The organism is Pseudomonas sp. PDM26, assembly GCF_019219185.1.
Lineage (GTDB): Bacteria > Pseudomonadota > Gammaproteobacteria > Pseudomonadales > Pseudomonadaceae > Aquipseudomonas.
This window is the reverse complement of sequence record NZ_JAHUWC010000001.1, coordinates 422,699-446,460: the sequence shown is the minus strand read 5'-3', so window position 1 is coordinate 446,460 and position 23,762 is coordinate 422,699. Positions and strand designations below refer to the sequence as shown.

At 58.1% G+C, this 23,762-nt stretch carries 24 protein-coding genes; 12 read left to right on the top strand and 12 right to left on the bottom strand.

Features of this window, described 5'->3' with window-relative positions; all coding sequences use genetic code 11:
• Positions 1–64: 64 nt before the first annotated feature.
• Positions 65–550, bottom strand: a complete 486-nt coding sequence (locus tag KW849_RS02025) for a GyrI-like domain-containing protein (protein ID WP_218427186.1) — start codon at positions 548–550, stop codon at positions 65–67.
• Between the two features lie 66 nt (positions 551–616).
• The gene (locus tag KW849_RS02020) at positions 617–1,279 is read right to left on the bottom strand and encodes a LysE family translocator (protein ID WP_056725914.1); all 663 of its coding nucleotides are present in this window, start codon (positions 1,277–1,279) and stop codon (positions 617–619) included.
• Positions 1,280–1,418: 139 nt separating this feature from the next.
• Here KW849_RS02020 and alaC point away from each other — a divergent pair, with 139 nt between their 5' ends.
• Positions 1,419–2,627 (top strand): alanine transaminase, encoded by a 1,209-nt coding sequence (gene alaC / locus KW849_RS02015; protein WP_218427184.1) that lies wholly within the window; start codon positions 1,419–1,421, stop codon positions 2,625–2,627.
• Positions 2,628–2,789: 162 nt separating this feature from the next.
• On the opposite strand, the gene KW849_RS02010 is transcribed toward alaC, so the two are convergent.
• Complete coding sequence (locus tag KW849_RS02010; protein WP_095944529.1) at positions 2,790–4,142, bottom strand: GntP family permease; 1,353 nt, start codon at positions 4,140–4,142, stop codon at positions 2,790–2,792.
• Between the two features lie 81 nt (positions 4,143–4,223).
• Positions 4,224–4,757, bottom strand: a complete 534-nt coding sequence (locus tag KW849_RS02005) for a gluconokinase (RefSeq protein ID WP_218427182.1) — start codon at positions 4,755–4,757, stop codon at positions 4,224–4,226.
• A 214-nt stretch (positions 4,758–4,971) separates the two neighbouring features.
• On the opposite strand from KW849_RS02005, the gene KW849_RS02000 reads away from it, so the two are divergent.
• The gene (locus tag KW849_RS02000) at positions 4,972–6,003 is read left to right on the top strand and encodes a LacI family DNA-binding transcriptional regulator (protein WP_218427179.1); all 1,032 of its coding nucleotides are present in this window, start codon (positions 4,972–4,974) and stop codon (positions 6,001–6,003) included.
• Positions 6,004–6,096: 93 nt separating this feature from the next.
• Here KW849_RS02000 and KW849_RS01995 read toward each other — a convergent pair whose 3' ends face one another.
• Positions 6,097–7,392: an SLC13 family permease gene (locus tag KW849_RS01995; RefSeq protein WP_218427177.1), complete on the bottom strand. Its 1,296-nt coding sequence runs from the start codon at positions 7,390–7,392 to the stop codon at positions 6,097–6,099.
• A 78-nt stretch (positions 7,393–7,470) separates the two neighbouring features.
• Positions 7,471–8,322, bottom strand: a complete 852-nt coding sequence (locus KW849_RS01990) for an oxaloacetate decarboxylase (protein WP_218427174.1) — start codon at positions 8,320–8,322, stop codon at positions 7,471–7,473.
• Positions 8,323–8,462: 140 nt separating this feature from the next.
• Here KW849_RS01990 and KW849_RS01985 point away from each other — a divergent pair, with 140 nt between their 5' ends.
• On the top strand, positions 8,463–9,350 hold the full coding sequence (locus tag KW849_RS01985; protein WP_218427172.1) for a LysR family transcriptional regulator: 888 nt from the start codon (positions 8,463–8,465) through the stop codon (positions 9,348–9,350).
• A gap of 267 nt (positions 9,351–9,617) precedes the next feature.
• Here KW849_RS01985 and KW849_RS01980 read toward each other — a convergent pair whose 3' ends face one another.
• The gene (locus tag KW849_RS01980) at positions 9,618–9,866 is read right to left on the bottom strand and encodes a DUF6124 family protein (RefSeq protein ID WP_218427170.1); all 249 of its coding nucleotides are present in this window, start codon (positions 9,864–9,866) and stop codon (positions 9,618–9,620) included.
• Between the two features lie 428 nt (positions 9,867–10,294).
• Here KW849_RS01980 and KW849_RS01975 point away from each other — a divergent pair, with 428 nt between their 5' ends.
• Together KW849_RS01975 and KW849_RS01970 are read left to right on the top strand one after the other, a co-directional pair.
• On the top strand, positions 10,295–10,840 hold the full coding sequence (locus KW849_RS01975; RefSeq protein ID WP_371319102.1) for a hypothetical protein: 546 nt from the start codon (positions 10,295–10,297) through the stop codon (positions 10,838–10,840).
• 141 nt (positions 10,841–10,981) lie between these two features.
• Positions 10,982–11,617, top strand: a complete 636-nt coding sequence (locus tag KW849_RS01970; protein WP_218427167.1) for a glutathione S-transferase family protein — start codon at positions 10,982–10,984, stop codon at positions 11,615–11,617.
• A 73-nt stretch (positions 11,618–11,690) separates the two neighbouring features.
• On the opposite strand, the gene KW849_RS01965 is transcribed toward KW849_RS01970, so the two are convergent.
• Positions 11,691–12,581, bottom strand: coding sequence for a LysR family transcriptional regulator (locus KW849_RS01965; RefSeq protein ID WP_218427165.1), 891 nt, complete (start codon positions 12,579–12,581; stop codon positions 11,691–11,693).
• A 99-nt stretch (positions 12,582–12,680) separates the two neighbouring features.
• Here KW849_RS01965 and gstA point away from each other — a divergent pair, with 99 nt between their 5' ends.
• Positions 12,681–13,283, top strand: a complete 603-nt coding sequence (gene gstA, locus KW849_RS01960; RefSeq protein WP_218427163.1) for a glutathione transferase GstA — start codon at positions 12,681–12,683, stop codon at positions 13,281–13,283.
• A gap of 485 nt (positions 13,284–13,768) precedes the next feature.
• Positions 13,769–14,179 (top strand): GNAT family N-acetyltransferase, encoded by a 411-nt coding sequence (locus tag KW849_RS01955; RefSeq protein ID WP_218427161.1) that lies wholly within the window; start codon positions 13,769–13,771, stop codon positions 14,177–14,179.
• A gap of 105 nt (positions 14,180–14,284) precedes the next feature.
• Here the strand turns inward: KW849_RS01955 and def are convergent, their stop codons facing one another.
• Both def and KW849_RS01945 read right to left on the bottom strand, forming a co-directional pair.
• Positions 14,285–14,824: a peptide deformylase gene (gene def, locus KW849_RS01950; protein WP_007990355.1), complete on the bottom strand. Its 540-nt coding sequence runs from the start codon at positions 14,822–14,824 to the stop codon at positions 14,285–14,287.
• Between the two features lie 2 nt (positions 14,825–14,826).
• Positions 14,827–15,783, bottom strand: coding sequence for a YihY/virulence factor BrkB family protein (locus tag KW849_RS01945; RefSeq protein WP_108215144.1), 957 nt, complete (start codon positions 15,781–15,783; stop codon positions 14,827–14,829).
• 355 nt (positions 15,784–16,138) lie between these two features.
• Between KW849_RS01945 and KW849_RS01940 the strand changes: the two genes are divergently transcribed.
• Positions 16,139–16,516, top strand: a complete 378-nt coding sequence (locus KW849_RS01940) for a hypothetical protein (protein WP_150757893.1) — start codon at positions 16,139–16,141, stop codon at positions 16,514–16,516.
• A gap of 203 nt (positions 16,517–16,719) precedes the next feature.
• On the opposite strand, the gene fadD1 is transcribed toward KW849_RS01940, so the two are convergent.
• Positions 16,720–18,420: a long-chain-fatty-acid--CoA ligase FadD1 gene (gene fadD1, locus KW849_RS01935; RefSeq protein WP_218427159.1), complete on the bottom strand. Its 1,701-nt coding sequence runs from the start codon at positions 18,418–18,420 to the stop codon at positions 16,720–16,722.
• Positions 18,421–18,801: 381 nt separating this feature from the next.
• Positions 18,802–20,490 (bottom strand): long-chain-fatty-acid--CoA ligase FadD2, encoded by a 1,689-nt coding sequence (fadD2, locus tag KW849_RS01930; protein ID WP_218427156.1) that lies wholly within the window; start codon positions 20,488–20,490, stop codon positions 18,802–18,804.
• A gap of 245 nt (positions 20,491–20,735) precedes the next feature.
• Between fadD2 and KW849_RS01925 the strand changes: the two genes are divergently transcribed.
• From KW849_RS01925 to KW849_RS01910, 4 genes are all read left to right on the top strand, one after another.
• Complete coding sequence (locus KW849_RS01925; protein WP_218427154.1) at positions 20,736–21,680, top strand: alpha/beta hydrolase; 945 nt, start codon at positions 20,736–20,738, stop codon at positions 21,678–21,680.
• A 41-nt stretch (positions 21,681–21,721) separates the two neighbouring features.
• A complete protein-coding gene (locus tag KW849_RS01920; protein WP_218427152.1) occupies positions 21,722–22,192 on the top strand; it encodes a MaoC family dehydratase in 471 nt (156 codons plus the stop codon).
• A 77-nt stretch (positions 22,193–22,269) separates the two neighbouring features.
• The gene (locus KW849_RS01915) at positions 22,270–22,506 is read left to right on the top strand and encodes a DUF3820 family protein (protein WP_003227425.1); all 237 of its coding nucleotides are present in this window, start codon (positions 22,270–22,272) and stop codon (positions 22,504–22,506) included.
• A gap of 19 nt (positions 22,507–22,525) precedes the next feature.
• On the top strand, positions 22,526–23,707 hold the full coding sequence (locus tag KW849_RS01910) for an aminotransferase class V-fold PLP-dependent enzyme (RefSeq protein ID WP_218427150.1): 1,182 nt from the start codon (positions 22,526–22,528) through the stop codon (positions 23,705–23,707).
• Positions 23,708–23,762: the final 55 nt, after the last annotated feature.

The window sequence follows — 23,762 nt, the reverse complement described above, 5'->3', positions numbered from 1 at the left end:
TGATAAATCAGCCGCCGTGGGACATCGAGAGACGAATCGGCGGATCCGCCTCTCGATACACGTGTCACGCCTTGATCGGCAGCCAGATTTCCAGCTTGCCGGTGTGCAGGTTCGGGTTGAAGTCTTCGCTGTAGCGTTCGAATTCCGGGGCGTCCAGCGCCTGGTGTCCGGACTGTGGCAGCCAGGTGTCAAAGATGTAGCGAAAGGTCTGTGGCAAGGTATCCAGCGACCCCTTGTGCTCGAACACCGCGTAATACTGGGGCAGCACTTCAACCCAGCGATAGGTTTCCGGCAAATCGTCGAGTTTGCTGATCTCGACCCCTGCGATGTAATCGAAGCCGCCCTTGCCGTCGAAATTGCAGCAGACGCCGTAAGTTACTTCGCCTTTTTGGCCTGGAATTTGGCCCAGATGCGGATTGAATTTCTCCCAGAGCTCGGGAATGCCATGAACGGTTTGTTGGGTAAATGTTCCACCAAGCCCTGCAATCAGCAGGAAGTGCCCGTGTTCGAAGCGCGGTTGCGTCAGTTCGACGCGTGCTAACTCATCCATGACTCGACTCCTGACACATAAAATGGGTTCGGCTGGGAGTATAGAAGCCAAACCCGATTCGCCCAATTACAGCGCGTGCAACTGCTCGACAGCAGCGGCACCGACGAACTCGTTGTAACCCGATAGGATCACGTAGACCGCGAAATAACAGAAGATCGCCGCCGATGCCATGTAGGAATACCGCAGCAGCTTGTCCCCCAACAACTTGCCGCCATGGCTAGCGGCGAAGCACAAGCCTGCCGACCAGAGCAGCCCGGCACAGAGGAAACCGCCGAGAAACAGTGCCGAACTGAGCGGGCCTCCGCCACCGGAGCGGGCGATCAGGGTGCCGCCAACTGCCGCGAACCAGAGAATCGCGCTGGGCGAGGACATGGCCAGGAAAATCCCGCGAAAGAACTCCTTGCGGTGGGAGTTGTTCCCGACCTCCGCCGTCTCGGCCAGCAGCGCCTCGTGGTGAATCGCCGAATAGATCATCTTCGCCGCGAAGTACACCAGCAGCGCCGAGCCACCGATCCACAACACCCAGCGCACGGTTTCGTATTGCAGCAACACGGTCATGCCGGCCAGCGCCAGTACAGCGTAGATCAGGTCGCCGACGCAGGTCCCCAGGCCCAGGGCAAAGCCCTGGAAATAGCCACGCTGCATGGCCAGGGTGATCATCGCGATGTTGGCCACGCCGATATCCAGGCACAGCGAGAGGCTCAGCAAGAAGCCGCTGGTAAATTCCATCGAACCCTATCCTTTGGAAAAATTTGTTTACATAGAGGCTGGACAGTCTGCCACAGCTGCCCGTACATTCCGCCACAGGCCACCGCAGTGGCCAGCGTCGCTCGGACGGTTCCGGGCGCTTACGTTATCCGAGGCAACAATGGCCGAACAAGGTTCGCCGCGCCGCTTTGCGCGCATAGATCGACTCCCCCCTTACGTTTTCAACATCACCGCCGAGCTGAAGATGGCCGCCCGTCGTCGTGGCGAAGACATCATCGACTTGAGCATGGGCAACCCCGACGGCGCCACGCCGCCGCACATCGTCGAAAAACTCGTGACGGTGGCCCAACGCGAAGACACCCACGGTTACTCCACCTCCAAGGGCATTCCGCGCCTGCGCCGGGCGATTTCCAACTGGTACAAGGACCGCTACGAGGTCGACATCGACCCGGAAAGCGAAGCCATCGTCACCATTGGTTCCAAGGAAGGCCTGGCGCACCTGATGCTGGCGACCCTGGATCAGGGCGACACCGTACTGGTGCCGAACCCGAGCTACCCGATTCACATCTACGGCGCGGTGATTGCCGGCGCCCAGGTGCGCTCGGTGCCGCTGGTGCCGGGGGTGGATTTCTTCGCTGAACTGGAACGGGCGATTCGCGGCTCGATTCCGAAGCCGAAGATGATGATCCTCGGTTTCCCGTCCAACCCCACCGCGCAGTGCGTGGAACTGGACTTCTTCGAGCGCGTCATTGCCCTCGCCAAGCAGTACGACGTGCTGGTGGTGCACGACCTGGCTTACGCCGACATCGTCTACGACGGCTGGAAAGCCCCGTCGATCATGCAGGTGCCGGGGGCCAAGGACATTGCGGTGGAGTTTTTCACCCTGTCCAAGAGCTACAACATGGCCGGCTGGCGTATTGGCTTCATGGTCGGCAACCCGGAACTGGTCAACGCCCTGGCGCGGATCAAGAGCTACCACGACTACGGCACCTTCACCCCGCTGCAAGTGGCGGCGATTGCCGCGCTGGAAGGCGATCAGCAATGCGTGCGCGACATCGCCGAGCAATACCGGCAACGGCGCAACGTGCTGGTCAAGGGCCTGCATGAGCTGGGCTGGATGGTGGAAAACCCGAAAGCGTCGATGTACGTCTGGGCGAAGATTCCCGAGGCTTACGCGCACCTGGGTTCACTGGAGTTTGCCAAGAAACTGCTGTCCGAGGCCAAGGTGTGTGTCTCACCGGGCGTCGGGTTTGGCGAGTACGGCGATGATCACGTGCGCTTTGCCCTGATCGAAAACCAGGACCGGATTCGCCAGGCCGTACGCGGGATTCGCGGGATGTTCCGGGCGGATGGCTTGGTGACTAAGTAACACGATTACCTGTAGGAGCTACCGAGTGAAACGAGGCTGCGATCTTTTGATCTTGGTTTTAAAAGCAAAATCAAAAGATCGCAGCCTTCGGCAGCTCCTACATCGGTTATTCACCCACAAAAAAACCGCATCGCTGCGGTTTTTTTGTGTCTGCCGAATCGCTTAAACGAACAGCGACAGCAACAGGATAAAGCCCAGGCCCACCACCGACAGGATGGTTTCCATCGCGGTCCAGGTCTTGAAGGTCTCCGCCACGGTCATGTTGAAGTACTGCTTGACCAGCCAGAAACCGGCGTCGTTAACGTGGGACAGGATCAGGGAACCTGCACCGGTGGCCAGCACCAGCAGTTCGCGGTTCACGCCCGGAATCATCCCCACCACCGGCACCACAATGCCGGCACCGGTAATGGTCGCCACGGTCGCCGAACCGGTCGCGATACGAATCACCGCTGCCACCAGCCAGGCCAGCAGGATCGGCGAGATCTGTGCAGCCACCGCCATGTGACCGATCACATCACCTACACCGCTGGTTACCAGCATCTGCTTGAAGCCACCACCGGCACCGATGATCAGGATGATCGCGGCGGTCGGCGCAAGGCTCGCATCCAGCCATTTGAGCATCTGTTGCGAACCGATGCCCTGCTTGTAGCCGAAGGTGTACAGCGACAGCAGCAATGCCAGCAGGAGCGCCGAGATCGGGTGACCGATCAGGTCCATGAAAGTGCGGAAGAAGTTGCCGTCCGGCAGCACCACATCGGCAAAGGTCTTGAGCAGCATCAGGAACACGGGCGACAGCACAGTGATCAGGGTAATGCCGAAGCTAGGCAGATCGCCTGCATTCTCATCGCGCACCAGTTGATCCACCAGTTCCTGATTCGGATGACCAGGAATGTGCTTGGCAATGAAGGTACCGAAGATCGGGCCAGCGATGATGGCGGTTGGCAACGCAACGATCAGACCATAAAGAATGGTCTTGCCGATGTCGGCACCGAATACGCCGATGGCCAGCAACGGACCCGGGTGCGGTGGCACCAGGCCGTGCACGGCGGACAGACCGGCCAGCAACGGGATACCGATCTTGATGATCGACACGCCGGTACGCCGGGCAACGATGAACACCAGCGGAATCAGCAACACAAAGCCGATTTCGAAGAACAGCGGAATACCGACCAGGAACGCAGCGAACATCATCGCCCACTGCACCTTGTCCTTGCCGAAGGCGCGGATCAACGTCTGCGCAATCTGATCCGCACCGCCTGATTCGGCCATCATTTTGCCGAGCATGGTGCCCAGCGCCAGGATGATGCCGACGAAACCAAGCACGCCACCGAAGCCGTCCTGGAACGCCTTGATGATGGTGCCGATCGGCATGCCGGAGGTCAGCCCGAGGAAGGCTGCGGCGATGATCAGGGCGATGAAGGGGTGAAATTTGAACTTGGTGATCAGGACGATAAGCCCGATCACCGTGACCACTGCATCGAGCAGCAGGAACGTCTCGTGGGACATGCCAAACATTGGGGGTGTCTCCTGGTTGTTGTTGTTATTAAAGCGGGTTGATCAGAAGTCGTGAGGACAGCGCTGTCTTTGCAAACACAGTCATACCGCCTGTTTCAGGCCGTGCGCCTGCCACCAGGCATGAGCCTGCGCCGCCAGTTGCTCGACGCTATGGCTCGAAGCATCCAGCGCCAGGGTCAACGGCTCGCCGACGGGCGATTCGAGGGTGGCGAACTGGCTGTCGATCAGGGTCGACGGCATGAAGTGGCCTGGCCGATGGGAGACGCGGTCGGCGGCCACTTCGGGGGTCAGTTCAAGGAACACGAAGCCCAGGCCCGGCAAGGCACTGCGCAGACGTTCGCGATAGATGTGTTTGAGCGCCGAACAGGTCAGCACCGGGCGCTGGCCCTTGGCGTCGACACGGCGCAGTTCATCGCACAGGCTGTCGAGCCAGCCGGCGCGGTCTTCATCGTTCAGGGGGATCCCCGCGCTCATCTTTTCGATATTGGCGGCAGGGTGGAAAGAGTCGCCTTCAATGGCCGTGGCGCCGCTCAAATGGCACAGGGCCTCGCTGACGCACGTCTTGCCGCAACCGGCAACGCCCATGATGACCAGGGCGGTGATGGGATGATTCATGTAACACCTCAGCGCGCAGACAGCGCTACCTTTGCCAGTTATGACACCAGACCAAAAGCAGAAGTTGCCGACGCCTTTCTTGTCATTTTATGGGTTGCAGCAGTTAGGTCCCGACGCCAAAAAGCAAGGATCAGGCGAACCCTCGCTCACGCATTTGCAGCTGCATCGAGACAGCGCTACCTTAGTGCCTTGAATTTTGTTTGGCAAGCCGTCGATGAACACAACCAAGAACGATAAAAATACCCGCACCACTGGCCGCCCTACCCTGAACGAAGTTGCCCGACTGGCCGGCGTCAGCCCGATCACCGCCTCCCGCGCCTTGCGGGGCGTCAGCACCGTGGCCACTGAACTGGTGGAAAAGGTGCAAAAAGCAGCGCTGGAACTCAACTATGTGGTCAACCCTGCCGCCCGCGCCCTGGCCTCGGCCCAGAGCCAATCGGTGGTGGTGTTGGTGCCGTCGCTGTCGAACCTTTTGTTCATCGACACCCTGGAAGCCATTCATCGGGTTTTACGCCCCAAGGGCTTCGAAGTGCTGATCGGCAACTTCCATTATTCGCGCGATGAAGAAGAAAACCTGCTGCGCAATTACATGGCCTATCAGCCGCGCGGCCTGCTGCTGACCGGTTTCGACCGCACCGAAAGTTCGCGGCGGATGATCGAAGCCAGCAACATTCCCTGCGTGTACATGATGGAACTGGACAGCGCAGCCGGGCTCAATTGCGTTGGCTTTTCGCAACTGGCCGCCGGTGAAACCGCCGCCGAGCATTTGCTGTCTCGCGGTCGCAAACGCCTGGCCTACATCGGCGCGCAACTCGACCAACGCACCTTGCTGCGTGGCGAAGGTTTCCGCAAAGCCCTGCAAAAGGCCGGCCTGTATGACCCGGACCTGGAAGTGCTGACGCCCCGCTCCTCCTCCGTCGGCCTCGGCGGCGAGTTGTTCTTGCAGATGATCACCAGCCACCCGGATGTCGACGCGATCTTCTTCGGCAACGACGACCTGGCCCAGGGCGCCTTGCTCGAAGCCATGCGACACGGAATCAAGATCCCCGAGCAAGTGGCGATCCTCGGCTTCAACGACTTGCCCATGTCCGAACACATGGTCCCGCGCCTGAGCAGCATCAACACCCCCCGCGAAGCCATCGGCCGCCGCGCGGCGGAGCAAATGCTGACGCTGATGGCCGGCAACACCGTGGCCAAACCGGTGCAGGACATGGGGTTTGAATTGAAGGTTCGGGAGAGTACTTAAAGACACGTTCGGCGACACGGTTCAAAGAGTTTGCCGTGTCTGTCGTGTCAGGATCAGTTCCCATAAGAACGGGTCACAGTTTTGGCTTCAGGATCACGGCAACCACCCCAGAAAGACAAACCATCCGTAATTGATCGGAACCAATACAACATACGTAATAAATGCAAGCGCAAGACTCAATCGTAACGCTGCCATGAAAGGGATTCTTCCCATTTCAATAGCGAGAACAATCGGAGAGGCTTGGTAAGGCAGGAGCGGTGTTGAAAACCCGATGACCTGAATCATCAGAACACTAAGTAACGGCAGTCCGGATGCGGTGGCTAACGACTGTGCCAAGGGAGTAAATAAAGCTGGTACTCCGTTCGCTGTAACCACAAAGTTGAGCAGCGTGGAAAGACCTACGATTGAGGTGTAGCTGCCGAACGGTGAAGCCGGATCCAACGGTGCGAGGGTCAGTACTTCATTGCCAATTAATGTTCCAAGTCCGCTTTGTCCTACAAGTGCGGCGAGTCCGAGGATTGCTGCGACATAGACTGCCGTCCGATGGTTTACCTCTTGACCAAACTCTTCACTGGATACAAAGCCGATTCGTGGAAGGAGGCATACGCAAGCTGCCACGAGACCGACCCATGCAGGGGAAATGCCGTGTAAGGAGTCAGTAAGCCAGAGTCCCAGAGTCATCAAAAGAAGGATACCCAACCTCTTTTCCTTAGGACTCAAAGGGCGAGCAGGTTCCACCTCTATGCTTTTTCCCGCTTTATCTGGAAACAACCAGACGATACATGCACATAGTGCAAGCCCCTTGAGAATGCCAAGTACGGGTGCATGCAATATCAGATAAGGCAGATAGGATAACTGCAACCCATACGTGGTATCGATGGCTCCCGCCATGACAAGATTTGGAACGTTCGCCGGCAGAATGGATGCCGAAAGCTGGAAGGTTCCAAAGCCGACAGCAAGTGAAAGACCAATACGCCCTGGACTTTTCTCCCTGAAACCCACTCGATCAGCAAGCGCCAGGACAATCGGCATCAGTAGCGCAATACGCCCCATATTGGAAGGCATAACAAAAGCGAGTGCGTAAGTGAGGCCGACAATTCCAAGGACCATTTGTGGATATGATCTGGAAAGATGAACCGCGAGCACCCTCGCACATCGAGAAGCCAATCCTGTCTTGCGGATAGCGATTCCAATGACATAGCCACTGATAACGAGCCAGAATGCGGCCGAGGTAAACCCAGAGAAAATCAAGGAAGCAGGAGCGACATGGAGGATCATCGCGGTCGCGAAGAACATAAGTGCAGTCAAGTACTCAGGAAGTCTACGTGTTGCCCATAGCGCGATTGTCACAGTTACTAAACCGGCCACTGTTATGAGTTGAACATCCATATCACTTTCCTATGTTCCGCGGACTCGGTTTACATTTTTAACTTTCTCAGTTCCTGAGGTCCGACTTCATAGCTTGGTTTATAACAAGTCCAAGGCAAGATACCGGCTGGTCTGAACGATTTTTTCGCGTTCCTCGAAACTCGTCAATTGTGCTGCCATGGCGCTGCTATCCCCTGAGCGTTTGATCTCAGTCAGAACGACTTGCATCGCGTGTATTGCATCGCGCTGCATATCCGAAGGAATAATGACGAGCTGATAGCCAAGAGAGGACAGCTCTTCAATGGGCATTAAGGGAGTCTTGCCACCGTAGAACATATTCATCAGTTTTGGCCCTGGGATGCGCCGGGCAATCGTGCGAATTTGATCCAGTGTCTCCGGGGCTTCTACGAAAATCATGTCTGCACCTGCCTTCACATACTGCTCGGCTCGGCTTAACGCAGACTCAAAACCTTCTGTCGCAATTGCATCGGTACGGGCAATAATCATGCAGTCCTGATCGATCAGCGTATGGCGTGCAATCCGAATTTTTAGGCACATCTCGCTTACATCTATTAATTTTTTGTTGTCCAGATGGCCGCAGCGCTTGGGAAACGATTGATCCTCAAGGTGGAAGGCGGCGACACCGGCACGCTCAAGAGTTCGAACCGTGCGCTGAACATTGGCTGATCCCCCAAATCCCGTATCGGCGTCTGCAATCACTGGCAAGCCACTTGCTTCAACAATTTTCTCGATCCGTTCTAATACTTCACTGAAGCTCAGTAGACCGATGTCCGGGTATCCAGCAGCACGCGCAATCGCACCACCGCTGGCATAGACCGCGTCGAAACCCGCCATGGCAACCAGTCGAGCGGATATACCGTCATAAGCGCCTGGTGCTATCACAGGAGAACCTGAGGATAGTTTTTCACGCAGATGTCGAGTTGGTTTCATATGAAGTTCTCCTAATTCTCGGACCGTAAACGTTCTGACCGAACCACTGGCGGTATCTTTGGCTCTGAAGAAGCATGGCGGCAGACAAATAAAATGTCTAATATTTAGAAAATACAGAATTAGTATCTTTGGAGTCCTAATTGGAACTCAGGCATCTACGTTATTTCGTCGTCACGGCCCAAGCGGAGAACTTCACACGAGCCGCCGAACAGCTTGGGATCGCCCAACCCCCGCTTGGACAGCAAATACGTGATTTGGAGGATGAAATTGGTACGCCGCTTTTTCACCGGGTAGGACGCGGCGTCATACTCAGTGATGCTGGCAGGGTATTTCTGGTCTCGGCACAAGATATTCTTGCGCGTGCCGAGGACGCCCAAAAAAATGCGCGGCGCGCTGCACGAGGAGAGATCGGCTCGTTGAACCTGGGGTTCACCGAATCCGCTTCGTTCAATGATACCGTCACCGGTTTGATCAGCCGTTACCAGCGACAACACCCCAAGGTGGAGGTAAACCTTGAGGAGAACGATAGTGAATCTCTTATTTCCAGGCTCGGCCGTGGAGAAATTGACGCTGCGTTTGTCAGGCCTCCGTTTGCTATGGGTGGCGACATTGACTTCATCACCTTATCCGAAGAACCACTTATTGTTGTCCTGCCTGACGGCCACCCATTAACGTCACGCAAGCGTCTGTCGCTTGCTGATTTACGGCAGGAGAATTTCATCCTGTATTCACGCAAATCCGGTTATGGACTGAGTGCGGATATCGTGGCCGCTTGCCGGCAATCCGGGTTCAATCCGACCATCCGTCAGCAGGCACCCCAACTATCTTCCGCTGTAAACCTGGTATCTGCCGGGATGGGTATTGCGGTAGTGCCCGCATCGATGCAGCGAATTCAACGCGCTGACCTGCACTACAGAGCACTTCGGCTTGATTGGCCAAAGGCGATACTTGGATTGGCCACGCGAAAATCGAATCAGTCAACCGTAGTCAAAGACCTGATCAGTTCGACGAGAATCGAAACTCTGTAGTTGATCCTCCGGATACAGACCATATTATTCCCGGGCTGCAACTGCCTGCCCAAGACCCGCAACGCGAAAAAAATATGGGGTTTAAGTTGAAGGTTCTCCAGAGCACCTGAATCAACACTGTCCATTGTGGCGAGGGAGCTTGCTCCCGCTGGGCTGCGAAGCAGCCCCAAAACCTGCGTTCCCGGTGGATCTGGTACACCGAATGTCATGGTTTACGACGGCTACGCCGCCGAACGGGAGCAAGCTCCCTCGCCACAGGTTCCGTGTTTAGTCCTGCGGATCGAGGTTATCCAGCACCCGATTCACCGCCAGTTCGGCCAGCATGATGATCTGTGCAATCGCCAGCGCCGTATTGCGCTGGCTACCTTCCAGGAATGCCGCAAAGTCATTGGTCATGACGCTCGCCGAGGCCAACGATTCGCAGGCGTGCGCCAACAGGGTTTCGTTATTGATGCCGGGTGAGATGGAGAACATTGGGCTGGGATTGCGTGGGAGGTTCGGCGTGGGTTTGAACATGGTGATGCTCCTAGAGTGATGGAGCTGCCACGATTCGCTGCTAGACGAAAATAAGGTGGCAGCCATGCGCGGGCTAGCAGACCAGGACTCTAGAACCCGGTAGACCCGAAGATCTTCCCACGCACAGCCGCCATAACGTGAACTGGCAGACATAAAAACACCTGCTCACGAATGGTGGACGTCATGCGTCTAAAGTATCCAGGCTGCTAGACCCGATCGCTGAACTTGCAGCGACACGGAACGATAGAGTCCGGATACCAGGCGCACAAGTCGGCGGATTCTGGCGTAGTTGTAGGCAAGGGTGCAAGAAACCGTAACCTGCGGAACTCCTCTGAAGCCACTTGCCTTCAGACCATTCCTACACGGCATTCCGGGACAGTTTATCCGCATTTCGAAACATCTTTTACCCTCCGCGCCCCGAGAGCCGAGTGCAGAATCCGCAAACTTTTTTTCTCGCGGATATTGCTATGCGCAATGCGATTTCCCTGACCGGCGTGCTGACCTTCTTGCTCGGCCAGACGATTCAGGCACAAGCCTCGGAGCCGAATGACTGGACGCAGTTTCTGAGCGACCCTCGTTTCATGCCGGCAATCAAAAACTGTCTCGCCGCTCACCCGAAAGCCGAGGGGCCGGCCGTTGTCATGAACGTTTGGCATGCGAACCTGGAAGACGCCGGGGTCATGACAACCGACCTGAGTGGACGCAGAAACAACTGTTTCGCCCGCAAGGACACGGGTGTTGTAAGCCAGTCCCAGACGGCGTTCGATTTTCCGGGACCGCTGTTTGTATCAGTGGATCAAGCCAAGGTTGCGCCCAAGGGCGAGTGCATCGAATCAACCCCGGTGTACATCGACCGACGGCTTCAGGGCTGGATACTCAGGCAACCGATCCTCCATCCGCACATTCCCAGTGCCTGTTCGGCCCCCATCTGGACCGACCTGATACCGAGAAACCAAGTTGGGCCAAGCTCCTGACACCCATTTGCGGCGGCGCATCGCCCATGCCGCGGGATTTCAACTAACCTTTATTGTGTTCCACATCCCCTGATCTCAATTGAGACCAACACAGCCCCCTGTTAGATTCCCGAAGCGTCAATTCGCTAACGGAGTAGCCCAATGGAACATGCACTGAAAATTCTCGGCAAAGCCTCGTCCATCAACGTCAGAAAAGTCCTGTGGACCTGCGAAGAACTGGGCATACCCTACGAACGCGAGGACTGGGGCAGTGGCTTCGCGTCCACCCACAGCCCCGAGTTCCTGCGCTTCAATCCCAACGCTCAGGTGCCGGTGATCATCGATGAAGCCGGCGCGTTGTGGGAATCCAATACCATCTGCCGCTATCTGGCCGGCAAACACCAACACCACCACGAGCTGCTACCTGGCGAACCGGCGGCACGCGCCCGGGTGGAACAGTGGATGGATTGGCAAGCCATCGAGCTCAATCCGTCCTGGACCTATGCGTTCATGGCACTGGTACGCAAGGACCCGGAGTTCCAGGACGCCCATCGCCTCGACGTCGGCATCCGCGGCTGGAACCAGAAGATGGGCATCCTCGAGCATCAACTCGCGACCACCAAGGCCTATGTCGCCGGGCCAAGCTTTACTCTGGCCGACGTTGTCATCGGTTTGTCGGTCAATCGCTGGCTGATGACGCCGATCGACCGTCCGGACTACCCCGCCGTCGATGAGTATTTCAAACGCCTGGCGCAACACCCCGGTTTCCTGAAGCATTGCTGCAACGGCTTGCCTTGAATGGCCGCAGGTTGCCGCCTGGTTCGCCACACAGCGAAGCCACTGGTCGGTCAGCATTGAGGACCAAATCGGTTCAGTTGCTTGCCAGGGGTTTCCGTCCATCGAGCATGTCCAGTAGCGCCTGCACCGCCGCCGACGGTGGTTTGTTCGCAGCAACCACCAAGGCAAACTCGCGCTCGATCCGCGGCAGCACCGGCACCACGCGCAAACCCTGCCGATTACCCGGCAGCGTCATCTCCGGCACCAGGCTCACGCCGATGTTTTCCCGCACCAGGGTGAACGCACTGCTCCATTCACGGACCTCGACGCGCACATCCTGCAGTTGCAGCCCCACATCGGCAGCCAGGCTTCGCGCATTGGTCGAACAACCGCCCGTGGCCAGTACAAAAGGTTGCTTCGACAATTCGTCGAGGGAGACGCCCTCTTCATGAGTTCGCCGCGCCAGTGGATGGCCCCCGGGCAACACCGCCATCCAGGCATCGCGTCCCAATGGACTGGCCTTGCGCTCGGCAGACGGATTGAGCACCACGCCGACATCCACCAGTCCCGCGCCGAGCAGGGTTTCCACTTCGTCATCGCTGACTTCCAGGGCGACCACCTCGATGCCGGGGAAAAGCCGGTTGAACCGACGCAGCAACGGCGGCAGAAAGGTCGCCAATACCATGGGAAAACTGGCCAGGCGAATCGTCCCGCGTTCAACACCTTTTGCCGCCTCGACGGTGCTGCGGATGGCCTGCAGTGCACCGAGCATGGTCCGCGCCTGCTCGATGACCGGCAGGCCGATGGCCGTCGGCAAGGTTTGGCGGTTTTCCCGGGTGAACAATTGAACGCCCAGGGTTTCCTCGATCAATGCCAGGGCCTGGCTGGCCCCTGACTGGGTCATGCCGACCCGTTCGGCGGCGCGGGTGATATTGCCGGTGTCTGCCACGGCCACCACCATTCGCCAGTGCATCAGGTTCATCATGGCAGTAGCTTTCCTTATGGCAGTTTTCTGAAAGATTAATTTTACCGAGGGCGCCGCGCACTATGACACTGGCGTAAATCCACAACCAGAGCCCGCCCCATGAAGCTGTATTACGCCCCCCAAGCCTGCTCGCTGGCGCCGCATATCGTGCTGCGTGAACTGGAACTGCCCTTCGAATTGATCCGCGTCGATAACGCCACCAAGAAAACCGCTGCTGGCGATGACTTCCTGACCATCAACCCCAAGGGCTACGTGGCCGCCTTGCAACTGGATAACGGCGAAGTGCTGACCGAAGGCCCGGCGATCCTGCAGTACCTGGCTGATCTGCATCCAGACGCGAAACTGGCCGCAGCCCTGGGGACATTTGAGCGGGTGCGATTGCAGGAATGCCTGAACTTCATCTCGACGGAGATTCATGGCGGGCTCGGTTGGCTGTTCAACGCTCGATTTCCCGAAGAGGTGAAAGCGCTGATCAAGGAGAAACTGTTCAAGCGTTTGGCTGTGTTGAACCAGACGTTGGAGCGGCAGGATTACTTGATGGCGGGTGGGCTCAGCATTGCTGATGTGTATTTGTTTACGGTGCTGCGTTGGGCTCGGTTGTTCGACATTGAATTGAATGAGTGGCCGGCGTTGGCAAGGTTTCAAGCCAGGGTGGATCTGCGGCCGGCGGTGAAAGCGGCATTGGCCGCCGAATTGGCGTAAGGCTTCAGATCGCATCGCGAGCAAGCTCGCTCCCACAGGATTTTGGGGTTCCCAAATACTGCGTCTGCAGCAGCTCCAATGTGGGTGCGAGCCTGCTCCGGGCGGCGTTCCGACGACTATTTCTTCCTGATGGGCGCTATCAAAGTAATGGGGCATGGCGTTGCTCAGATCGGGGACCAGTCCCCTTCTGTGCATTGGCCTTGGGAAATCTTGCAGATTATTTTCAGGTGGATCGCTCCCATGTTGCATGGGAGCGACCAATCAACGCGGGATCAGTGACCGAACACGCCGACCTTCTTGGCCTTCTTGTCCGCGCGCTTTTCAATGGCGGTTTTCACCGGTTTCTTTTTCGCCGCTTTCTTTGAATCCATACCTTTGGACATGATGCGTACTCCACTCATGGGGATGCGAGATCAGGTATACACCTATCCCGGCGCGTGCGTTCTTTTATAATAGCCCGCTTTACACACCGACAGCCCTGGACCATGCCCGATACCCAATTCACCCTGCTCGACGAGCCGTTATGGCCATTGATGAACAAGTTCTATCGCGCTCACCAATCGTCGATGAAAGCGGTGCGCGACGCACAGTTGTGGGTGGCCCGGCGTGAGCAGATTGTTGCCGTGCTGTGTTTGCGTCCGGTGTCTGGTGGGCATTGGCTGACCGGGTTGCTGGTCGATCCGGCCTGTCGCGAACAAGGGCTTGCCGCCGGGTTGATTGCGGCCGCGGTGAAGGATTGCGAACAGCCGGTGTGGTTGTTCTGTCATCCGGATTTGCGGGGGTTTTATGAGCGACGCGGGTTTACTTTCGATCCGCCGATGCCTTACGCGATGGTTGAACGGTTGAGCCGTTATGCGCGTAGCAAGCCGATGATTGCGATGGGGTTGGAACCCTAAACCTGTAGGAGCGAGCCTGCTCGCGATGGCGGTGTGTCAGTCACCATCAATGCTGACTGTTAGACCGCTTTCGCGAGCTCGCTCCTACAGGGGTTTGCGGTGTTTTTAGTCGTCCGCGTTGGGGTCCAGATCCGGGAACATCACCTCGGTGAAGCCAAACTTGCTGAAGTCGGTAATGCGCGACGGGTACAGGCGGCCGATCAGGTGATCACACTCATGCTGCACCACCCGTGCGTGAAACCCTGAGGCAATGCGTACGATGGGCTCGCCCTTGGGGTCGACGCCTTCGTAGCGAATCTGCTGGTAACGCTGCACCGCGCCGCGCAGCCCGGGTACCGACAAACAGCCTTCGAAGCCCTCTTCCAGAATCGGGCTCAGCGGCGTGATCAACGGGTTGATCAGGATCGTCTGCGGCACGGCCTCGGCATCCGGATAACGCTCGCTGTGCTCGAAGCCGAAAATCACCAGTTGCAGGTCGACGCCGATCTGCGGAGCAGCGAGGCCAACGCCCCCCACACTTTCCATGGTCTGGAACATGTCATCGATCAGTTGCCACAGCTCGGGGCTGTCGAACATTTCGGCCGGCACTGGCGGGGCAATGCGCAGCAGGCGCTCATCGCCCATTTTCAGAATTTCACGAATCATGATCAGGTTTCATCGATGGTCGGTTTGTGTGAGTGATCGCGGCCCAGTCCCGACACGTGGTGCTTTTCCTCATGGACGGGACCATGCTCGCCAGCCACTTTTTCGCCAGGGTCCTTGCCCTCTCGCGACATGTGCTCGATCACCGCGTTCATCTCCGCGCCCAGCAGCAGCACCGCAGCGGAAATGTAGAAGTACAGCAACAGCACGATGATCGCACCGATACTGCCATACATGGCGTTGTAGTTGGCGAACTCCTTGACGTACAAGCCGAAGCCCAGGGAAGCGATGATCCACACCACCACTGCCAGCACCGAGCCTGGGGTGATGAAGCGGAATTCCTGTTTGACGTCGGGCATGACGTAGTAGATCAACGCCACCGCGACCATCATCAGAATCACGATGACCGGCCAGCGCGCGATGGTCCAGAGCGTGACAATGAAGTTCTCAAGGCCGACTTGCGCAGCGATCCACTCCATCACCTGCGGTCCGAGCACCATCAACGCTGCGGCGATCAGCAGCATGCCGGCGATGCCAACGGTGTAGATGATCGACAACGGAAAGCGTTTCCATAGCGGGCGCCCTTCAACCACGTCGTAGGCAGCGTTCATCGCGCTCATCATCAGCCGCACACCGGCGGACGCGGTATACAGCGCAATCACGATACCCACCGAGAGCAAGCCACCCTTGGACTGCTGAAGCTGGTCGATCACCGGGTTGACCTGTTCCAGCGCCTGGGGCGGCAGCACCAGTTCCGATTGCAGGCGCAGCCAGGAGAAGAAATCCGGTAGGTGCAGAAAGCCGATCAGGGCAATCAGGAACAGGATGAACGGAAACAGCGAAAACAGCATTTGATAGGCCAGCGCCGAGGCATACGTCGACATCTCGTCGGCGATGAACTCGGTGACCGTGCGCATCATCACACGGTGCAGGGGCAAGCCTCTCATGTCCGGGAAAATCATTCGCGTCTCCATTCGCCGCATACGGATTTGGGTGGAAGTCGTGGCGACTCAGGGGCCGTTTTCTTTCATCAAGGTAGCCCAGTTGGCGACTTTGAAACAATTTCAATGCGCAAGTTCAGGCTGACACAAAAACGGCCATCTGAAGATGGCCGCGTCTTCTTTTCATTAAAGGCATTTCAACGCAGGAAAGTCGTTACACAAGGTTGACCGGGGGCTTTTGCAGGGAGTTTCATTTAATTTCACCACGACATTTCATCGTTCAGTGCAGGTTGCGCTTTATGTTTGCTGGCCAACCCCTGAGAATGCGCAACACATTCAGGCCTTGGCGCTGAAGATCCAATCCCGTAGGAACGTTATGAAACTCGATAAAAAGCAGGCCATTGCCCGCAGAAACCAGGAACTCGGCGGTGCTGTGCTTGGCGTCAACAACTGCCACTTCGCCGAACTGAACCGTAACCGCAACATCTGGTGGTTCGACCTCCCGGTGACGCGCCTTGCAATCGGTCAGTACGAGTGGATTCACCTGCTGATGCACACACCGGACACCGACGAGCTGCTGCACCTGAAAGTGCCGACCGTGTTCCTGCGCGAAAAGCTCGAAGGCCTGGTGGTGCGCAATGAAGGCAAGCGCAAGGCTGCATTGAGCCTGGAACTGAGCGCCGACAAGGACTCCTTTCTGCAGGACATGCGCCCGGCGGGCACCAACGTCAACTTCGCGCCGTTTCGCCAGTAACCCTCAGAAACACAGCCCCCTTGTGGCGAGGGAGCTTGCTCCCGCTGGGCTGCGAAGCGGCCCTCAATTTCATCAGGTGCACCTCGCCATCAGGTTTTGCGACTGCTGCGCAGCCGAACGGGAGCAAGCTCCCTCGCCACAAAAGCACTCTGACCACAAAGTCTGCACCAACAAAAAGCCCCGCATCTGCGGGGCTTTTTGTTTTACGCGGTAGCTTTCTTCGCGTTGATCTTCTTCAGCTCTTCATCGCGCAGTTCACGACGCAGGATCTTGCCGACGTTGGTGGTCGGCAGTGCATCGCGGAACTCCACGGAGCGCGGGACCTTGTAGCCGGTGACGTTGGCGCGCATGTGCTCCATTACCTGTTCCTTGGTCAGGATCACACCCGGCTTGGCGACGATGAAAATCTTGATCGCCTCGCCCGACTTCTCGTCCGGCACACCGATGGCCGCGCATTGCAACACACCCGGCAGGGTAGCCAGCACATCTTCGAGCTCGTTCGGGTACACGTTGAAACCGGACACCAGGATCATGTCTTTCTTGCGATCGACAATGCGCATGTAGCCATCGGGCTGGATCAGCGCGATGTCACCGGTCTTCAACCAGCCTTCGCTGTCGAGGATTTCATCGGTGGCTTCCTGGCGCTGCCAGTAGCCTTTCATGACCTGAGGGCCTTTCACGCACAGCTCGCCGATTTCGCCCATCGGTTGTTCGACACCGGCATCGTTGATCACTTTGCACAGGGTCGACGGCACCGGAATGCCGATGGTGCCGATCTGGATGTTCTGGATCGGGTTGACCGTGGCCACCGGGCTGGTTTCGGTCATGCCGTAGCCTTCGCAGATGGCGCAACCGGTCACCGCTTTCCAGCGTTCGGCCGCAGCCAATTGCAGGGCCATGCCGCCCGACAAGGTGACTTTCAGCGCGGAGAAGTCCAGTTTGCGGAAGCCTTCGTTGTTGCACAGGGCTACGAATAGAGTGTTAAGGCCGACGAAGCCGCTGAACTTCCACTTCGACAGTTCCTTGACCATCGCCGGCAGGTCACGCGGGTTGCTGATCAGAATGTTGTGGTTGCCGATCAGCATCATCGCCATGCAATGAAAGGTGAACGCATAGATGTGGTACAGCGGCAGCGGCGTGATCAGGATCTCGCAACCTTCATTGAGGTTGGAACCCATCAGCGCCTTGCACTGCAGCATGTTCGCCACCAGGTTGCGGTGGGTCAGCATCGCGCCCTTGGCCACGCCGGTGGTGCCGCCGGTGTATTGCAGCACCGCGACATCACCGCTGGCCGGATTGGCTTCCGCCACTGGCTGGCCCAGGCCCTTGCTCAGCACGTCGTTGAACTTGACGGCTTTTGGCAAGTGATAGGCCGGCACCATCTTCTTCACGTACTTGATGACGCTGTTGATCAGCAGACGCTTGAGCGGCGGCAGCAGGTCGGCGACTTCAGTGACGATTACGTGCTTGACGCCGGTTTTCGGTACCACGATTTCCGCCAGGTGCGCCATGTTGGCCAGGCAGACCAGGGCCTTGGCACCGGAGTCGTTGAATTGGTGTTCCATTTCCCGCGCGGTGTACAGCGGGTTGGTGTTGACCACGATCAGCCCGGCGCGGATTGCACCGAAGACGGCTACCGGGTACTGCAACACGTTGGGCAGTTGCACGGCGATTCGATCGCCGGGCTGCAAGTCGGTATGCTGTTGCAGGTAAGCGGCAAACGCACCGGACAATTCGTACAGTTCACCGTAGGTGAGTGTCCTGCCCAGGTTGCTGAATGCCGGCTTGTTGGCGAAGCGTTGGCAGGATTGCTTCAACACTGCCTGAATATTCGGATACTCGTCTGGATTGATGTCTGTAGCAATCCCAGCTGGGTACTTATCCTTCCAAAAGTCTTCGATCATGGAAGCCCACTCCTCAGCAACGCGAATTCAGCACCGCATTTGATGCGATTATTATTGGTGTTTGGTCATTGGTGAATCTGGCTGATAGAAGGCCGAGAAGTCACAAAGCGCGCCGAGAGTAGCAGCTTTGCCGAGGGTCGACTAGAGCCAAAAGAGGCCTCTACGGTCACAATTGTGACTCAAGACTTGAAGGCAGTCATTTTAGAGCAAAAAACCTATACATAGCAAAAAGCCCCGAAAAACGGGGCTTTCGCGCTAAAACTGTAGGAGCGAGCTCGCTCGCGATGGACGTCAACGATAACGCGCCCTGTTTGAATGATCGCGTTGTCCGGACGTTTTTCGCGAGCGAGCTCGCTCCTACAGGGATCGGCCATTCACCGATCAGGCGATATCACGCAACTCCCGCCGCAGGATCTTGCCCACCGGCGTCATCGGTAGCGACTCACGCAGCACGATGTGCTTCGGCACTTTGTACGCGGTGAAGTTTTCCTTGCAGTAAGCCTTCAACTCTTCAAGGCTGATCCCTGCTTCACGGGCCACCACAAACAGCTTCACCGCCTCCCCCGACCGCTCGTCGGGCACACCGATGGCCGCGCAGTTGGCGACTTTCGGGTGTGCCATCACCACGTCTTCGATCTCATTCGGGTACACGTTGAAACCCGAAACAATGATCATGTCCTTCTTGCGGTCAACGATACGCACGAAACCGTCCGGGTCGATCACCGCGATATCACCGGACTTGAACCAGCCCTCGGCATCCAGCACTTCGGCCGTGGCATCAGGTTTTTGCCAGTAGCCCTTCATGATCTGCGGGCCTTTGATGCACAACTCGCCGCGTTCTCCCAAAGGTTGCTCGACGCCGTCATCACTGATGACTTTCAGCGCGGTGCCCGGCACCGGCAGGCCGACCGTGCCGATCCGCGATTGGCTGCCGTAGGGGTTGGTACAGGCCACCGGCGAAGTTTCGGTCAGGCCGTAACCTTCGGTGATGCGGCAACCGGTCAATTGTTCCCAACGCTCGGCAGTGGCCTTGACCAGCGCAGTGCCACCGGAGTTGGTGAGCTTGAGGCTGGAGAAGTCCAGGGTCTTGAAGTCCGGGTGATCCATCAGCGCGACGAACAGCGTGTTGAGCCCCAGCAGCGCCGAGAACCGCCAGTTCTTCAACTCCTTGATAAAGCCGCCGATGTCCCGCGGGTTGGTGATCAGCACGTTGTGGTTGCCCGTCACCATCATGCACATGCAGTTCGCCGTGAAAGCATAGATGTGGTACAGCGGCAGCGGCGCGATCATCACCTCCTGGCCTTCGCGCAGCAGCGGCTGGCCGTCGCTGGCCGACTGGCTGAGGCAGGCCCGTGCCTGTTGCATGTTCGCCACCAGGTTGCCGTGGGTCAGCATCGCGCCCTTGGCCAGGCCGGTGGTGCCGCCGGTGTATTGCAGCACGGCGATGTCGTCAAGGCCGACCTTCAGCGGCTTGATACCCAGGCCACGGCCCATGCGCAGCGCACTCTTGAAGGAAACGGCCTGGGGCAAGGAATAGTCCGGGACCATCTTCTTGACCTTGCTCACCACGGTGTTGACCAGCCACCCCCTGGCGGTGGGCATCAGGTCGCCCATCTTCGCCTCGATCAGGTACTGGATATCGGTGTCGGGGAGCACTTCCTGGACTTTCAGGCCGAACATGTTCAGGTACACCAGCGCCCGGGCGCCGGAATCCTTGAACTGGTGACGCATTTCCCGCGCGGTGTACAACGGGTTGGTGTTGACCACGATCAACCCGGCGCGCAAGGCACCGAACACGGCGATCGGGTAATGCAGGACGTTGGGCATCTGCACCGCGATGCGGTCACCCGGCACCAGATCGGTGTGGGCTTGCAGGTAGCCGGCGAAGGCAGCGCTCTGACGCTCCAGTTCGGCGTAGGTCAGGGTCACGCCCATGTTGCTGAACGCCGGGCGGTCAGCAAACTTCTTGCAGGAACGCTCGAACACCTCGATCACCGACTTGTAGGTTCCCAGATCGATATCCATGGGCACGCCGGCCGGGCGTTTGTCATTCCAGAAATCAGGTTGCATTGTTCTTGTCCTCTTTACCTGAATCTATCCCGGGCCACTTTTCTGTCATTTTTCAAAAAAAATGCAAAAAGCGGAGCTTCACGGACACTAGCAGTTATGACGTAGCTGGCAAATATGCCCACAGCCGTCATTGACCGTATGAATCTTCTTGCCGTGGCGTAGGCTGATCAGACGCCCAGCCAAGGATGCGCTATAAACTGCAACGAGCTGTTTGCGACCAGGCAGCCTCATGCAAAGGAACCGCCATGATCCATGACACTTTCTGGCTGACCACGAGCGACCACAGCCGCCTTTTCGTCAACCAGTGGCTTCCCGACGGCAGCCTCAAGGCAATGATTCTGCTGGCCCACGGCATGGCCGAGCACAGCGGTCGCTATGGCCCCCTGGCGGAAAAACTCTGTGAACAGGGCTATGGCGTGTGCGCGCCGGACCTGCGTGGACATGGCAAAACTGCCGAAAACGGGACGCTCGGGCATTTCGCCGATGACGATGGCTGGTGCAAGGTCGTGAGCGACCTGGCCTGCCTCAACCAGCACATCGGCCAGCAGTACCCTGGCGTGCCGATCGTGCTGTTGGGTCACAGCATGGGCAGCTACATCGCCCAAGGCTATCTGCTGCACCACAGTGCCAGCCTGCACGGGGCAATCCTCAGCGGCTCGAACTTCCAGCCCGTGGCGCTTTATCGCGCGGCCCGGCAAATCGCCCGTTTCGAACGCCTGCGCCAAGGCCGCAAAGGACGCAGCGCATTGATCGAATGGCTGTCGTTCGGCTCGTTCAACAATAAATTCAAACCGGCACGCACGCCGTTCGACTGGCTCAGCCGTGATCCGGCGCAGGTCGATCTGTACGTCAACGACCCGCTCTGTGGTTTTCGCTGCACCAATCAACTGTGGATCGATTTGCTCGGCGGCTTGCAGCAAATCAGCAAAGCGTCCAATCTCGCCCAGATCGACCCGGGCCTGCCGTTGCTGGTGATTGGCGGTGAATGTGATCCGGTGAGCGAAGGCAAACGTCTCAAGGATCTGGCCGACGCGCTGCGGGCGGCCGGCAGCCAGCACCTGCAACTGACTGTTTACCCGCAGGCGCGGCACGAACTGTTCAATGAGAGCAACCGCGATGAAATCATCGCCGATGTGCTGAACTGGATCGCACAGGCCTTGAGCACTCCTCGGCCGCACCGATCCGAATAGTTTTTTGTGGATTTTTTAATTCGTCACAGGAATTGATACAGATGACCCAGGTTACCAACACCCCTTACGAGGCCCTCGAAGTCGGCCAGACCGCCAGTTACAGCAAGACCGTCGAAGAGCGCGACATTCAGTTGTTCGCCGCGATGTCCGGCGATCACAACCCGGTGCACCTGGATGCCGACTACGCCGCCAGCACCATGTTCAAGGAACGCATCGCCCACGGCATGTTCAGCGGCGCGTTGATCAGCGCAGCGGTCGCCTGCGAACTGCCTGGACCGGGGACCATCTACCTCGGCCAGCAAATGAGCTTTCAGAAACCGGTGAAGATCGGCGACACCCTGACCGTGCGCCTGGAAATCCTGGAAAAACTGCCGAAGTTTCGCGTGCGCATTGCCACCCGCGTGTTCAACCAGCGCGATGAACTGGTGGTGGACGGCGAGGCGGAAATCCTCGCGCCACGCAAGCAACAAAGCGTGACCTTGACCACGCTGCCGGCGATCAGCATCGGCTAACCCTCTGTGGCGAGGGGCAAACACCCTCGCCACAGTGCCTGTATTTTCCAGGCTGACTGAATCAAGACGATCGATCGATGAATCCTGAAAAGCTCGAACTGCTGATCACCCGCGAAATGCCCTTCGGCAAGTACAAGGGTCGAATCATTGCCGACCTGCCCGGCCCTTACCTGAACTGGTTCGCCCGGGAAGGTTTCCCCCATGGCGAGTTGGGCGGCCTGCTGGCCCTGATGCAGGAAATCGACCACAACGGTTTGTCGGACTTGCTCGAACCGCTGCGCGCCAAACACGGCAAACCGGCCCCGCGCCACTGAATTCCCTACCGAGTGCCCCATGCCCGACAACACCCGCCGCGCCCGTGATGAAGCCTTCTGGCAAACCTTTGCCGATCGCTACGATGTCGAACCCGGCCCGCTCAACCTGGAGAACGGTTACTTCGGGCGCATGTCGCGCACGGTGGTCGAGGAATACCAGCGCAACATCGAGCTGATCAACCGCAGCAATTCGGTGTACGTGCGCCAGCGCTTCGAACAGGGCGACAGCCTGAAAATCCGCGCGCAACTGGCAAGTTTGATTGGCGTAGCCGCCGACAGCATTGCCCTGACCCGTAACGCCTCTGAAGGTTTGCAGTCGCTGATCCGCAACTACAACCGGCTCCAGCCCGGCGATCAGGTACTGGTTTGCGATCTGGAATACGACACGGTCAAAGGCTCCATGCGTTGGCTGGCACGCAATCGTGGTGTCGAAGTGATCGAGATCGAACACGCGCATCCGGCAACCTTCGACAGCCTGCTCAATACCTACCGCGAAACCTTCGCACGACACCCGCGGCTGAAGCTGATGGCCCTGACCCACGTCACCCATCGCACGGGCCTGGTGATGCCGGTGCAGGCGATTGCAGCCGCGGCAAAGGAACACGGCATCGACGTCATCCTCGACGGCGCCCATGCCCTCGGTCAGTTCGAATTCAACCTGGCCGAGTTCGGTATCGCCTTCGCCGGCTACAACCTGCACAAGTGGATCGGCGCACCGCTGACGCTCGGCTTTATCTACATCGACCCCGAACGCCTGGCCGATATCGACCCGGACATGGGCGAAATGCATTTTCCGCCCACTGACATTCGCGCCCGTACCTCGTACAGCACCCCCAACATCCCGGCGCTGCTGACCCTGCCGCTGGTGCTCGAGGAGCATCACGCCATGGGCGGCGCGGCGGCCAAGGGTTCTCGGCTCAACTACCTGCGCAACCTGTGGGTCCGCCCCGTGCGCGAACTACCGGGCATCGAAGTCCTGACCCCGGACGACCCACGACTGTACTGCGGCATCACGTCCATGCGTTTCATCGCACAGACCGATCAGCAGGCGATGGTCGAGCGGCTGCTCAAGGACTACAACCTGTTCACCGTGGTACGCACTGGCGCGGCGTGCGGCCCATGCATCCGCATCACTCCGGGGCTGACCACCACCGCCGAGCACATGACGCGGCTGACCACGGCGCTGACGCAATTGTGCTGACCTGTAGGAGCGAGCCTGCTCCGGGCGGCGTTCCGACGATGGTCGTGAACGATAA